This window comes from Haladaptatus salinisoli, from assembly GCF_020614375.1.
In the GTDB taxonomy this organism is placed as follows: Archaea; Halobacteriota; Halobacteria; order Halobacteriales; family Haladaptataceae; genus Haladaptatus; species Haladaptatus salinisoli.
The window spans coordinates 377599-390376 of record NZ_CP085329.1; the positions used below are offsets into that span (position 1 = coordinate 377599).

Sequence of the window (12778 nt, forward strand, 5' to 3'; positions counted from 1 at the left end):
GGGATCGTCAACACCTATGGTTCGAACGTGTCGGCCTCTACGTCGGTCGTAACGCCGTATTTCGCATCCTCGACGGAGGACGGAAGCGCTCGCGTCGCGTAGCGCGACCGAAGGCTCGCTCGAACGGCGTCACGAACGCAGACCCGCGCCGCCGCGCCGATCGGCGTGCCGCTCCCGGCGAAGGTCGCTTCGTCCCCGTTCGGGTCGCACGCCGCGATGACCGCGTCCGTGGTGGTCCCGGGGAACCCCGTTTCGGCGAGGAGTGTCGCGGTCTTCGCCTCGACGGCAACCGACAGGAGGGTAGCGAGGCTTCCGTCATCGATTGAACGCCTGGTTCCGACGATAACGTTCACCGTTCCCAGCTCTGCTTCGTCTTCAGTCGCGTCGCTGAGCGATCCGGGTTTCTCTGCTTCCACGGGGAGCGCCGCCGGATTCGAGATGCCGGCGGTGACGACGGCTTCGACCGAACCACACCGTGCACCCCGGGCGTGACGGAGGTCGACGCCCGTGAGGAGCGTCGGGCCGGAGCGGTCGAATCCCGCGCTCGTTCGGCGCTCGTCGATGTAGGCGTCTAAATCCGTCCGCTGAAAGCCTTCGGGAACCGAGATGTTGTATGCGGCGTCCGCGTCGAGCAACCCGCCGTTCCACCCGCTACTGAGCCACGCGGTGTCGGGACGGACGAGTTGGAGGACGTCATCCCGGATCGTCACGTCAAACATCGTCGAGAACGGTCAACAGCCGATCGTTCTCGCCGGGCAACCGCACCGCCACCCGAACGTGCGAGTCGAGGCCGCGGAACGTCGTCGCATCGCGGATGGCGACACCGCGCTCGCGGGCCGTCCGAACGATTTCCTGGGGGTCGCGGTCGCCGACATCCAACAGGAGGAACGGTGCGTCCGAACGATACGCGTTGAACCGACCGCCGAGTGCGTCTCGCATTCTGCTGCGTTCGTTTCGAACGCGTTCGCGGGTTTCCGCGATGAATTCGGCACAACCCATACTGTAGGCCCCGACGGTGGCAGCGGGCGTACCGAGCGTCCACGCTCGGCGGGCGACCTCGAGGCGGTCGCCGACCGTCCCCGTCGCGACCGCGAATCCGGCGCGAAGTCCGGGCAGTCCGAACAGCTTCGTCAGGGATCGAGCGACGACAACGTCCGGCTCTCCCGCCATCGATTCCTGTTCTGTGAAGCCGAGGAACGCCTCGTCGACGAGCAGCGGTGTTCCGGCGTCTCGACACCGGGACGCGTAGCGACGTAGTTCGTCGGCGTCGTAGGCGTCACCGGTCGGGTTGTTCGGATTGCAGACGATGACGAGCGCGTGTTGAGTCGGGTCCGTCGCGAGAATGCGGTCGTGCGGGACGAATTCCGGGGTCGCCCCCTGAAGACGCACTTCGCGGTCGTACTCGCCGAAACTCGGATACGGAACGAGTACTTTGTCGCCCGCGGAAACCGTGAGCTCGATAGTCGACCGAATCGCCGCAAGGCCGCCGGGCGTCGGGGTCACTTCGTCGGGTGCACAGCCAACGTACTCCGCTGCTGCACGACGGAACTCGGGGTAGTCGTCGGGGGGATACGTTCCCGACTGCTCCAGTGCGTCGCAGTACACCTCCTTTACGCCGGACGGCGTTCGCGGGTTGATGTTCGCGCTGAAATCGAGGAGATTCGGATCGTCGGAACTTCCGTGCGGAACGCGTCCGACGCCGTCAACGGAGTCAGGGTTCATGGGAGTCACCGTCGAGTCGGTCGTACACCTCGATAATGCTGTCTCGCACCGAATCCATTTCGACGCCTTCCCGCCGTGCAAGCGCGAGTGCTCCGCCCATACCGACGCCTTCCTTTCCTTCCCCTTCAACGTACCGTCGCATCGATACGTGGTCGGTCTCCTCGAACGCGGGGTCGGTGACTTCGAGTTCGAGCCCCAGGGCGTCACACGCCCGGTCGAGTGCGACCGTATCGTCATCGGCGACGAACGACGTCGTCGCCACTCCGAGCGGTGCGTCGATTCCGGCGTGTCGAACGAGCGCCGCCGCTGCGAGCATCTGCGTCCCGCCCGCGAGGGTCACGTCAGTCCCGGATTCGAGGGCACCGGCGCTGATTCCCGCAACCGCGGCGAGAACGGGGTCGCCCGCGCTCGTCACTGCGAGGATGGGTTCACCGGCCGCTTCACCGCCGTCGAGTTCGCTCGAGGCCAACGCCTCTCCAACGACCCCGCGTTTGAGGTCGAGGGGGTTTTCCCGAAGCGACGACGACACGCCCACGTCCTCTCCCAACGCGGTAAGGACGCCCAATGCGGTCGTCGTCCCGCCGGGAATCGTCTCGCCGACCGTGACTTCGTCGTCGGGGAGTGCCGCGCCGAACCGCCGTCCGGCCTCGTACACCTCCTTCGCGTCGGGAACCGGCTCCGTCTCGCGAATATCCTCGCCGTGTCGTGCACCGACCGAAACCGTCGGCGCACCCGTGGGTCGTACCAAGCCGGCGTCGATGACCGTCGTCTCGAAGTCGATTAGTTCTCGGACGGCGCGCGTAATAACGGCGGGCGTGGGACACCCGCTCGGACTCACCGGAACGATTGGTGCTCGAATCGGCCGCCCGTACTCGACTATTTCGGCGTCCGCGCTCGGCGTGTGCGCCATCAGATCCGGAGATGCGCCGGCGGCGCTGATACCGTCGATTTCGGCAGTCCGCGTCGTTCCCGCGGCGAGGACGAATCTCACACGAACTCCTCCGCCACGGATGCGTCGGTCCGTCGGTTCACGTTGACTGCGAGTCGCGCATCGTAAGTAACGTAGGTGGTTTCGCCGTCGCCGTCGCCCACGACGTTGACGCCGGTCGGGGCGAGTTCCCGACCCTCGTGCTCGAACGTCGTGTCGGTGCTCGCCCCCAACTGCCGCTTGAGCGCGGCGGGCACGCAGACCGTGAGCGAACCGCGCTCGTGCGCAGCGAGAACGCGGTCGATACAAACACCGTCGAGGAGCGGGAGGTCGGCGACGACGGTGAGAACGGGTGGTTCGACGCGGTCGAGGGCGTACAAGAGGTCTTCTACGTAGCCGTCTCCCGGCGCGTCGATGATCGATATCGAACGGGAGTCGAGATGCTGTCGCGTTTCGGGCGTGTGCGGAGAGACGACGGCGCGAACGTCGTCGATTCGGCTCTCGGCTACGGCGTTGCCGACGTGTTCCACCATCGGGACGCCGCCGATTTCGAACAGCGGTTTTTCGACGGGGGCGTCGAGCCGCGTTCCTTTACCGCCGCATATCAGGAGAGCGTCCACGCGACCACCCCCACGTGAAGCGCGACCAGCCGAGAAAGTTCGTTGGCTGCCCCGAACACGTCGCCGCTGATGCCACCGAGCCACGACCGCGCCCACCGGCCGACGATCGCGGTGGTGAGCAGACCGGCGCCCATCGTTCCGATACCAACGAGCGTGGGCCAAGAGAGCGCTACCGCTGGCATCGAGACGACGACTGCGACCGCGAATCCTCCGAGCGTCTGGTCGCTAAGCTGCGAACCCAACCCTTCGTGTGCGAACGTTCCGAAGCTTGCCAGCGCGGCCATTCCTAGTTTCGCGCTAACCTCCGCGGCAACGACGATGGCGATGACGGTCACGGGCGGGAGCGCGACCAAGCCGACCGCTGCGAGGGCGAGTCCGACGACGACGAGGGCGACGGCGAGGAGGGCACCGACGCCGACCTCCGTGTCTTTCATCGCGGCGCGGCGTTTCTCCGGGTCGTGCACCGCGGCCGCATCACCGAGGTCGGCGAGTCCGTCGATGTGATTGATTCCAGTGACTCCGTACACGGTTGCGAGAAACAGCGTTGCACCGGCGGAAGTAGGTAACGGGAGAACCAGTGGAACGGCGAGCAAACCGCCGATAACGTATCCGGCCAGCGGAAACGCCGCCGCCGTCCGTCGAAACGCGTTCCACGCATCCTGGTCGTGGCCGACCGGAAGCCGGCTCAGGAAACCGAGCGCACCGCGAAGCGCCGTTAGAACCACGCGAACACCCCCGTCGTGATGTACGCGAGGACGCTCGCTCGTCGAACGACGCGCACCCCCGCTTCCACGGTTGCGACAGACGGAAGCGTCGCGTTCGGATTGAGCGTGTAGACGCCCGGCTTCTCGAACCGAGCGTCGAGCACCGCGGCGAGGGTCGCCATCGGCCACCCCGAGTTCGGCGACGGTGGCTCGTGCGCCCACGACTGAGCCACCGAAAGCGCATCACCCGCGGTGTCTGCGACTGCTATCGACACGGCGCTGACTCGGGCCGGAATCCACATGACGATATCGTCGAGTCGAGCGCTCGCCCAGCCGACGGGTTTCGAACGGTACCCGAGCATGGAGTCCAGCGTGTTGACCGCCTTCACCCACGTCGCAGCGGCGGCAGCCAGGGGGAGAGAGAAAGGGGCACAGACGCCGAAAGCCAGCAGCGGTGCAACGAGACCGTCGGCCAAATTCTCGGAGAGGCTCTCGGCGACCGCACTCCGAATCTGTCCCGGCGAGAGGGTCGACGCGTCGCGTCCCGCGAGCGCCCGAACCTCCCGGCGGGCGGCCTCGATGTCCGTCTCGGTCAGTTCGGTCACCTCGGACGCGGTTTCGAGGAGCATCCGCATGCTCGTCGTTGTAAACAGAACGATACCCGCGAACAGTGCAGCGACGAAGGGATGCACCGCGAGGGCGAACCGGACGAGAACGCCGACAACGACGGCGGCTATCGCGGGGAAGCCCACCGCGATTAGTACGCCGATGCCACGGGGGGCTACCCATTCGCGGTCGACCGCGGCAACCGCGTTCCCGAACCAGACCACTGGATGCAGTCGCGTCGGCGGTTCCGCGAAGCGCCAATCCAAAAGGAACGCGACCGCGACCGCGAGGACACCGTAGGGGGTCATTGCGATCGCTCCAGTTCCGTTACGACGTCGCGGAGCGGTACGTCATCGAGGAGAATCGCGGTGGCTCCCGCTTCGGTCGCGCCGCCGTCCGTCTCCGAATCGTCGCCGACGTGGGTGAGTTCGGAGAGCGGAACACCGAGACGCTCTGCGATTTCGCGGAACGCGCGTTCGTCCGGTTTCCGCCGCCCGCAGTCGACGCTACTGACGACTGCGTCGAAGGCCTCGAAGTCGAGCGCAGAACGAACGAGGGTTCGTTGTACCAACCCTGGAACGCTACAGTTCGAGAGGACACCAACCGATCCACGGTTGGCGGCGGCGGAGACGGCGGTCCGGGCCCCCGGACGGGTTCGAACAGTTGGTTCGAACGCGTCCAGTAACGCCGCGCGAACGACCGCGTGAGAAATTTCCCTGCCGCGGGATTCGAGTCCCGCCTCAACGTGTTCGACGAGCGAGAGCTCTGCGCCTGGAGGGGTTTCGATGTGGTGCGTCGCGTAGACGACCTCCCAATCGCCGGGGACGGAGACGCCTCGTTCGGTGAGTGCAGTCGCAACGGCCCGTGCAGGGTCGTCTGGAGGAGTGACTTCGACGAGCGTTCCGAAGAGGTCGAACGAAACTGCCACGAAAAGACGATATGAAGGCGGGTTATTTGAATCATGAGGAGATCGAGCGTCCGTCGGGGATCGGCGAAGTGACACTGAACGAGCACGGCATGCCACCGACAGGCGTTCCGTCACCCCCTTCGAACACTGGGAGAAGTGGTCGACGAGGACGTAGAAAGGCGTGCTGATAAAGACTCGAAACAGCAGCACGTCGCTTCTCGCCACGGCGACGGACGAATCCATCGTCCGGAAGGAGGTGTGGCTCTTGTCGCGTCAGGTGTTGTCGAAAAACCCGGAATCCAAACACCGCGTCACGAACCGTTGCGGGCAACTGTCGGCTACTGCCCTGTAAGTCTTGGATCGGGGTTGGTGGTGTCGAGCGGACGGTGGAACGCGAGTGCGCGCTGACGACGGTGTCCGTGGACGCTGGTCGATTTCGGCGGTACTCTACCGTATTTTTCACCGGGCGTCAGAGGACGACTTCACCGTCTGGGAGCAGTTCGCGCTCCGTTCGCCTTGCTTCGGTGCCCTCTTTGACGAGGGTTGGTTCGTCAACCGGTTCTGCGGACCGGTTCGGATCCGGTTCGACGCGTGTAAGCATCGCCGAGAAGACCGACCCTCGCCGGCCGCCCGCCGAGACGATGCCGCCGAATTTGCGTTCCTCGAAGGAGGTCGCATCTGGGTGGGGAAACTCCTCACGGATGATTTGTGCTGTCTCTTTGACGTAGTCAGCCGCCTGCTGCTGAGAGTACGCGCTTTCCTCGTAGTACGTTGCGGCGTACTTCTCGTCGAGTTCTTCGGTCGAGTGTTCCGGCGATTCGTAGCATACCGACCCTTCCGTGGCGTACCCGCTTGCGAATCAAACGTTCATCGTGAAGCTATCCGGATACCGGAGAATGATAGGGAAAAAGAGCATATCGGTAACCGTGGTCCGCTGTTGGATTCGCCATAAGCCCTCGAGGTAGTACGACGTCAGTGCCCCAATTCGGTCGTCTCGCTCGCCACGGTGATACGCCGTCGCAACCTTTGCGTAGTCGTCCCCCGCGATCTGGCGGAGTCGCCGCGTGAAACTCTCGGCGACGCGTTCGAGTTCCGTATCGTAGGCGTCGAGCAACGAGACGTCTGGATCGGCGAGCATCTCCGCTTTCTTCTCTCGGGCGTCCGCCACGGTCATCATATTCTCGTGGAAAATCCGCTCGGCGTTCTCGTCGGCAAGCGGTGTTGTCACCGCTTGCCGATGCAGGACTCCTGCGTCGCCGTTGAATCGATACCGCTCCCCCCTCATGCAACGTTCCCCTCTGCGACGAGGGGCCATTAATCGTTGGGGCGCGCACACGGTGATCGGAGTCAAATATTCCGCTGGCCGTGTGGAAACCGCTGAGGTGACGATTCGGTGCGATAGTAAATCGACCCAGAATATCGGGAGTCACGCCGATAGGGCTTCCCAATCGTGTGTATTCAGTATGGTAGACGATGCTCGCAGCTGCGACAGTACCATTGATGAACCGGAGACAGAACCGACTACCGACCGGTGGATTGCCGACGCTAAGGTTCTCGATGCGGCGCTCCCCAGCGACGTACAAGAGACATTAGGGCAGCTCCTCGGTACGGAACCAGTAGAAACGTTGGGCGATTGGGTAGCCGAAGTTCGTCGTCACACCGGCGACGAATCAATCGCAATCGACGATTTGTGCCACGCCAGTATCGAGACGGGTCACCTGGGCGAAATGGATGGAAAAACGTACCACTTCCGATGCTTCTACGACGCGGTGATACTGTCCGCCCTCGCAGAGACACCCGTCGACATCCGAACCGAAAGTCCGGACGGAGCAGTAATCGAAGCACGCGCGGTGGGAACTACCGAGTTGACAGTCATCCCCGAAACGGCGGTCTTTTCGTTTGGTGTTCGTGACCCTACTGAACCAGTCTCGAACGAGGGACCGTCACCCGTAGATGTCTACGCGGCAGTCTGTCCCTACGTTAGGGCGTTCCCCCGTCTCGAAGCGTACGAACGGTGGGTGAGGACCGTTCCGGCAGCGACCGTCGCACTGCCGCTTGCGGGTGCAACGAACGTGGCAGCCAAACTCGTCGAATGATCGGTCGACCGGACGGTGGCTCAATATTCACTCCGACCACACGGAACTCGTGACGCGAGGAGAGGCGCTTTCGGTCGTCAGGTCGACGCGGAAGTCCGTTATCGGAACTGCCCGGAGGGGGTCCGCTTCAGAGGTGGTAGCTCACTAGATTTCGTTCGGCACGTTGCAAATGTTCGGCGACCGTGGACGGATCGACACCCAGTTCAGCGGCGATGTCTTCGGTCGTCACCGCTCGTGGCACCTCGTAGTACCCCATGTCGTAAGCGGTTCGGATAACCTCGCGTTGGCGGTCGGTCAACTCGTCCAGCGGTTGCTCACGACCTGCATACGCGCCGAACTTTCTGAGGGTCGTCGAAATTCCGGCAGTTTCGTACTCGTCGATGGTGTCAGAAATCGCCTCCTGCGATCCAACGAGCGACATGGTGGCACCGCGATCGCTCACCTCCGGATCACACGTGCCGACTAAGTCGTTCACCTTGTCGGAGAGGGTTTCCGGGAGGTCCGGTGCGGTAAACGCGATGATGTAGAGGTGCGCGTCGTTCGAGACTTCGACGTGTTCCCACTGGTCGACGCACTCGATCGACGACAATCGGTCTCCGTCGATCTGCGTCTCCACCGTCACTTGCACGATGGCACCAGTCCCATGGCACACAAGTTCCTCAAAGTCTCGAATTCCGGCTTCACGACAGAGCAAGACGAGTCCTGCGATACCCATCGTGTCGAACTCCGAATCGCTGATCGTCACGTGGGCTTCCCTCATGGCACTACGTGCCACTCGTCGGGAACCCAATAAAGGGTTGCGCCCAATATACTGGGCTGTGGTGTCCAGTGTGAAGTGATGAACTGAGGCCTCGTTTCGCTCCCAGCTCCGCTGACGGCGAATTCAACCGCTGCATCGCCCCCTCGCGCGGCACGATCTTCCAAACTACGGATTCGCAGCGCGGTAGACGAGCTGCGAGGTGAGCATAAAACGGCCCAGCATATCCGGAGCGCAATCTTTGGCTATCCTTCCAGTATCGCTATGACGATGACCGTGATTCAGACGGACGGCCTCACCAAACGCTTCGACGATGCCGTGGTCGTCGATAGCCTCAACTTAGACGTTACGGAGGGCGAAGTGTTCGGCTTCCTCGGCCCGAACGGCGCGGGGAAGTCCACGACAATCAACATGCTCCTGGATTACGTGCGTCCAACAGCGGGAACCGCGACGGTACTCGGCATGGACGTCCACGAGGAATCGGAGGCGCTCCGCGAACGCATCGGCGTCCTCCCGGAGGGGTTCGGCCTTTACGAGCGTCTCTCGGGACGGCGACACCTCGAGTTCGCCGTCGATTGGAAGGACGACGACGACGATCCCGATGCGGTGCTGAACCGGGTCGGTCTAGCGGAAGGCGATGCCGCCCGCGCAGTCGGTGACTACTCGAAGGGGATGCGACAACGGCTCGCGCTCGGGATGGCGGTGGTCGGCAACCCAGATCTTCTCGTCCTCGACGAGCCCTCTTCCGGTCTCGATCCACACGGAATCCGTGAGATGCGCGAACTCGTCCGCGAGGAAGCCGAGAGCGGAACGACCGTGTTCTTCTCCAGTCACCTGCTCGGTCAAGTGGAGGCCATCTGTGATCGGGTCGGCATCCTGTACGAGGGTGAACTCGTGGCCGTCGATACCGTGGAAGGGCTGCGGAAAACCGTTGGGGCAGGCTCCGAACTGCGCCTGCACGTGACCGACGACGTGGACGTCGACGTGCACGATATCGAGGGCGTCGATTCAGTGCGATCTGCGGATGGCATCTTCCGGGTCAAATGCTCGGATTCGCATTCGAAAGCAACGGTCGTCACCCGGCTCACTAACGCCGGCGTCGGTATCCTCGACGTCACCTCAGAGGAAGCCTCGTTGGAGGACGTGTTCGCGGCGTACACGACGGGCGATAGCGTTCCCGAAGCGCAACGAATCGAACCTGCGACGGCCACGGAGGCGTCGACATGAGGGCCACTTGGATGGCCATCGCTCGCAAGGACTTCGAGGACGCCGTGCGCTCGAAGATGCTGTGGGGACTCATCCTCGTCTTCGTCGCTTTTCTGGTGATGTCGTTGCTCTCCGCCGAACGACTCTTCCCGGAGACCGTGACTGTCGACGCCGCGATGGCGCTGACGGGCGTGGCGATGCTCGCGCAACTGTTCGTTCCGGGCATCGCGTTGGTCGCCGGCTACATGGCGGTCGTCGGCGAACGCCGCTCGGGGAGCCTGCGACTACTGCTGAGCTATTCCTTCAGCCGGTTCGACGTCGTAGTTGGAAAACTCGTCGGACGGACGCTCGTCACCGGTACGGCGCTGCTCGTCGGGTTCGCCGTGGCCGGCGTTCTCGTCGTCGCACTGTACGGCGCTCCCGACGGTATCGCGTTCGTAGGATTCGTAGCCACCGGCGTGTTGGTCGGGCTGACGTTCACGGCTCTCGCCGTCGGGGGGTCCGCTGCGGCGTCGACCAGAGGGCGGGCGATGCTACTCACCGTCGGGTCGTTCACGGGGATGCTATTCTTCTGGAAACCGATGGTCGTTGGACTGTACTACGCGGTCACCGGGTCGGTCCCGGGGTTCCGAGCCGAGCGGTGGTACTTCTTCCTCAAGCGCCTCAATCCGCTCGAGGCCTACCGCGTGCTTACCGGAACCGTCCTCGACCGGCGGGTGAACGAGGTTCCCGAGTTTCCCCTCGAAGACGTTCCCGCCGGTTCCCGATTCGAGAGACTCGAACTCGCTAACCGTCTCGCGGGCGAGGTTCCGTTTTATCTCGCGGACTGGTTTTCGGTGGTCGTCTTGCTCGCGTGGGGCGTTGTCCCACTGGTCGTAGGCTACTGGTGGTTTAAGCACACCGACCTCGGTTAGATTCGAGAAGAACGACGACCGCAGCACGCCAAAAAGGCTCGATTTCTCTCAGCGCCAAGGGTTCGTTCGTCTCCAAAACGGATTCGGATTACCACCGTCGTTACTCGGCGAACGCGATAAACGGCCATACAGATGCGGGAAGTACGCGCAAAGAAATCGAACAGACGTAAAGAACGGCAGGAGCACTCGACAGATGTCAATCGTCGACGTACAGGGTGTCGAGGACGTACTCGTCGATGGCCCGGCGCGCTTCTTCGGGGGCGTCGTCGTGTCCGAGGGAGATTCGTCGTTCGCGACCGACGTGGATCACGTCCGTGATGAGCTGCCCCACGAGGTTGGCGTCGACGTCGCGGAAAACACCCTCTTCGATTCCTTCTTCGACGACCTCGACGATGCTTCCCCGAATCTGGTCGTAGTGCTCGTTGAGGGTCGCTCTGTGCTGGTCGTCGTTTTGGGCGTGTGCGAACAGTTCGTGGTAGACCCTCATGCGGTCCCAGTGGGTGAACTCGTCGAACTCCGGTCCGAACAGACACTGGTCGATTCGAGCGTCGAGTTCCGTCCGCGGATCCGCGTCCGCTTCCACTTCGACGCTCCCCTCGTACTGCTCGATGATGTATTCTAGAAAGGAGGACATCAGGTCGTACTTCCCGTCGAAGTGATAGTGGATCACCTGCCGGGTCAGTTCCATCTCCTCGCCGATGTCGCGCATCCTGAGATCCTTGTATCCGTGTTTACTCAACGCACGGAACGTCGCCTCCATGATCACCTCCCGCGTATCTTTGGAGGTGACCTTCCCGTCGGATTCGCTCATACTGTTGCTCCGGTGGAGAGCCATATAATCTGATTGTTTCAGCGATTTCCCGCCGTTGTTTACCGGACGGTAAATTTTTAACCTCTTGGTAAGACTGTGCTACCGTGCATGACAGAAACACTCATACGAAACGGAACGGTCGTTTCGCTCGATCCGGAGATCGGGGAGTTAGACGGAGCTGACGTCCTGATAGAGGACGGGGAGATCGTCGAGATCGGTCACGGTCTGACCGCGTCGAACGCCGACGTGATCGACGCGGAGGACCACATCGTCCTCCCCGGATTCGTCGACTCGCACATCCACCTCTGGCAGACGCAGGTTCGAGGGATAGCCGGCGACTGGTCGCTGATGGGAGACTACTTCCAAGATATGCTCGGCAACATCGCCGGACTCTACCAACCCGAGGACATGTATCTCGGAAACCTGTTCGGCTCGCTCGAGAAACTCCACACCGGGACGACGACGGCCATGGACTGGTCACACGCCATCAACACGCCGGAACACGCCGAGCGGGCCGTCGACGGTATCAAGGACGCCGGGCTCCGGGCGCTCTACGCGTACGGTCCGCCGGGCAACGACGCCGAGACGTGGTGGTTCGACAGCTCGACGCACCACCCGGAGGAACACGTCAAAGAACTTCGCGACGACAAGATCGCGGAGGACGACCTGCTGTCGCTGGGGGTTGCCCTCCGCGGCCCGGACTTCACGACCGAGGAGGTCGCGCGCAGCGACGTCGAACTCGCCCGCGAACTCGGCGTCGTCGCCACCATTCACATGGGGGCGGCGCAGTGGACATCGTCCGAGTACAACCCCGACTATCAGGGCTTCGGCGCGATCAGCGACATGCTGGGCCCTGACGTGAACGTCGCCCACGCGAATCACTTTTCCCAGGAGGACATCGAACACGCCGTCGAGCAGGGCGTCTCGTTCTCGGCGACGCCCGAGGTGGAGATGCAGATGGGCCACGGCATCCCAGTCACCGGGAAAGTACTCGAGGCAGGCGGCCGTCCGACGTGGGGCGTCGACGTCTGTTCCAACGTCAGCGGCGACATGGGGAGCCAGATGCGAATCGGCCTCCAAGTCCAGCGGATGCTCGAGAATCAGACGCTCCTCGAGGAGGGCGACGAGGTGATGAGCGTGAATCTAACCGCCCGCGACACCCTCGAGATGGCGACCATCGAAGGGGCACGGGCGCTGAACATGGAGGACGAGATCGGGACGCTCACCCCCGGGAAGCGGGCGGACATCGTCATGATCGACGCCAGTGACTTCATGACCGCTCCCTCCCACTCGCCCATCCAGACGGCCGTGTTCCAGTCCGACCCGTCGCACATCGACACGGTACTCGTCGACGGCGAGGTCGTCAAGGCCGACGGTGAGCTACGCAATTCGAAGGTCAACGAGGAGTTCGACCGATTCGTCGAGTCCGGCAACCGCCTCATCGAGGAGGCCGGAATCGACCTGTAACGCGACGGTCGCCGGTAGGCCGTTGTAACTATCTTCAGAC

General features: G+C 63.1%; 13 protein-coding genes and 1 pseudogene. 4 read left to right on the top strand and 10 right to left on the bottom strand.

Annotated features, from left to right (window positions below):
- Nucleotides 1-14 precede the first annotated feature (14 nt).
- From LIX00_RS19670 to LIX00_RS19705, 8 genes and pseudogenes are all read right to left on the bottom strand, one after another.
- Nucleotides 15-719, bottom strand: a complete 705-nt coding sequence (locus tag LIX00_RS19670) for an adenosylcobinamide amidohydrolase (protein ID WP_227356254.1) — start codon at nucleotides 717-719, stop codon at nucleotides 15-17.
- On the bottom strand, nucleotides 712-1722 hold the full coding sequence (locus LIX00_RS19675) for a threonine-phosphate decarboxylase (RefSeq protein WP_227356255.1): 1011 nt from the start codon (nucleotides 1720-1722) through the stop codon (nucleotides 712-714). Before LIX00_RS19675 ends, LIX00_RS19670 begins: the two co-directional genes overlap by 8 nt.
- Nucleotides 1712-2713 carry a nicotinate mononucleotide-dependent phosphoribosyltransferase CobT gene (gene cobT / locus LIX00_RS19680; protein WP_227356256.1) on the bottom strand — a complete coding sequence of 334 codons (1002 nt, stop codon included), beginning with the start codon at nucleotides 2711-2713 and terminating at the stop codon, nucleotides 1712-1714. The genes LIX00_RS19675 and cobT overlap by 11 nt, the downstream gene beginning before the upstream one ends.
- Nucleotides 2710-3255: an NTP transferase domain-containing protein gene (locus LIX00_RS19685; RefSeq protein WP_227356637.1), complete on the bottom strand. Its 546-nt coding sequence runs from the start codon at nucleotides 3253-3255 to the stop codon at nucleotides 2710-2712. The genes cobT and LIX00_RS19685 overlap by 4 nt, the downstream gene beginning before the upstream one ends.
- A complete protein-coding gene (cobS, locus tag LIX00_RS19690; RefSeq protein ID WP_227356257.1) occupies nucleotides 3255-3995 on the bottom strand; it encodes an adenosylcobinamide-GDP ribazoletransferase in 741 nt (246 codons plus the stop codon). Before cobS ends, LIX00_RS19685 begins: the two co-directional genes overlap by 1 nt.
- A complete protein-coding gene (gene cbiB / locus LIX00_RS19695) occupies nucleotides 3986-4888 on the bottom strand; it encodes an adenosylcobinamide-phosphate synthase CbiB (RefSeq protein ID WP_227356258.1) in 903 nt (300 codons plus the stop codon). The genes cobS and cbiB overlap by 10 nt, the downstream gene beginning before the upstream one ends.
- Nucleotides 4885-5508, bottom strand: a complete 624-nt coding sequence (locus tag LIX00_RS19700; protein WP_227356259.1) for an HAD family hydrolase — start codon at nucleotides 5506-5508, stop codon at nucleotides 4885-4887. Before LIX00_RS19700 ends, cbiB begins: the two co-directional genes overlap by 4 nt.
- A gap of 448 nt (nucleotides 5509-5956) precedes the next feature.
- Nucleotides 5957-6772 (bottom strand): annotated as a pseudogene (locus LIX00_RS19705) (hypothetical protein).
- Nucleotides 6773-6950: 178 nt separating this feature from the next.
- Here LIX00_RS19705 and merB point away from each other — a divergent pair.
- Complete coding sequence (gene merB / locus LIX00_RS19710) at nucleotides 6951-7583, top strand: organomercurial lyase (protein ID WP_227356260.1); 633 nt, start codon at nucleotides 6951-6953, stop codon at nucleotides 7581-7583.
- A 127-nt stretch (nucleotides 7584-7710) separates the two neighbouring features.
- On the opposite strand, the gene LIX00_RS19715 is transcribed toward merB, so the two are convergent.
- Nucleotides 7711-8343 (bottom strand): helix-turn-helix domain-containing protein, encoded by a 633-nt coding sequence (locus LIX00_RS19715; RefSeq protein ID WP_227356261.1) that lies wholly within the window; start codon nucleotides 8341-8343, stop codon nucleotides 7711-7713.
- 267 nt (nucleotides 8344-8610) lie between these two features.
- Here LIX00_RS19715 and LIX00_RS19720 point away from each other — a divergent pair, with 267 nt between their 5' ends.
- Both LIX00_RS19720 and LIX00_RS19725 read left to right on the top strand, forming a co-directional pair.
- Nucleotides 8611-9567 (top strand): ABC transporter ATP-binding protein, encoded by a 957-nt coding sequence (locus tag LIX00_RS19720; protein ID WP_227356262.1) that lies wholly within the window; start codon nucleotides 8611-8613, stop codon nucleotides 9565-9567.
- Nucleotides 9564-10460: an ABC transporter permease subunit gene (locus LIX00_RS19725; RefSeq protein WP_227356263.1), complete on the top strand. Its 897-nt coding sequence runs from the start codon at nucleotides 9564-9566 to the stop codon at nucleotides 10458-10460. Before LIX00_RS19720 ends, LIX00_RS19725 begins: the two co-directional genes overlap by 4 nt.
- A gap of 196 nt (nucleotides 10461-10656) precedes the next feature.
- Here the strand turns inward: LIX00_RS19725 and LIX00_RS19730 are convergent, their stop codons facing one another.
- Nucleotides 10657-11271: a TetR/AcrR family transcriptional regulator gene (locus LIX00_RS19730; RefSeq protein WP_227356264.1), complete on the bottom strand. Its 615-nt coding sequence runs from the start codon at nucleotides 11269-11271 to the stop codon at nucleotides 10657-10659.
- Between the two features lie 108 nt (nucleotides 11272-11379).
- On the opposite strand from LIX00_RS19730, the gene LIX00_RS19735 reads away from it, so the two are divergent.
- Nucleotides 11380-12738 (top strand): amidohydrolase family protein, encoded by a 1359-nt coding sequence (locus tag LIX00_RS19735; RefSeq protein WP_227356265.1) that lies wholly within the window; start codon nucleotides 11380-11382, stop codon nucleotides 12736-12738.
- Nucleotides 12739-12778: the final 40 nt, after the last annotated feature.